At 59.6% G+C, this 722-nt stretch carries 1 protein-coding gene; it reads right to left on the bottom strand.

The features are described from left to right. The coding region (locus K7W42_RS22785) for an IS982 family transposase (RefSeq protein WP_224577701.1) at positions 1 to 712 on the bottom strand (712 nt) is incomplete at its 3' end. Between the last annotated feature and the right edge of the window lie 10 nt (positions 713 to 722).

Genomic DNA, 722 nt, shown 5'->3' with positions numbered 1-722 from the left:
ATGTCTTGACCTGGCCCCAGCGCAGTCCGGCTCCCACCAAGACGGAGAACGCGGACTCCACGCACTTCCTTGCCGCCCCATATTCTGGTTTCCAGCGTGGGTCGACCTGTTTTGCATTGACTTTTGGAGGCGTCAAGCACGTTGCCGACTGGTAGCCCTTGTCGCCGATCTGTTTTGGCCCGCCATAAGCGGGCCAATCTCGGTTCATCTCGCAGAGCACGGTGAAATCGTGTTCATTCGCGGGTCGAAGCGCATACCTGACGATCTTGCCGTTCAGGGTGCTCCAGGCATGAAGTTTGAACCCATAGACCGGCCCAGCCGTGCTAAACCCGTGTCGTGCCCCTCGGAATTTGCAGCGTGGCGCGCGTTTGAAGGTCGAGACGGGCAGCGGTTGGGAATCCACAGCGACGAAGTCCAGTTCCTGGACTTCGGTCGCGAGCTGCTCGACGACCGGCGTCAACCGAGCCAGCCGGATACGGGCCTGAGGCTCTGACGGGAAGTGAGGACAGGTATTGAGTTTGAGCAGTCGCCACCAGCGTCTGAAGTGCGGCACCTTGTGCAGCCGCTGGAGAAGGACGACCGCGATCAACTCTGCATCAGTAATTTTCTCGTGTGGGTGCATCAATTTTGGAGGAACGTGAGGTGCGATCCACCGGGCGAGGAGAGTGACAGCAGCAGGCAGTGGGAGTAAGGTGAAATCGGGACGGCACATCAGCACCGTC

Source organism: Deinococcus betulae, assembly GCF_020166395.1.
Taxonomy (GTDB): Bacteria; Deinococcota; Deinococci; order Deinococcales; family Deinococcaceae; genus Deinococcus; species Deinococcus betulae.
Note: the sequence above shows the minus strand (reverse complement) of the source record. Positions and strands in the feature narration are given on the sequence as shown.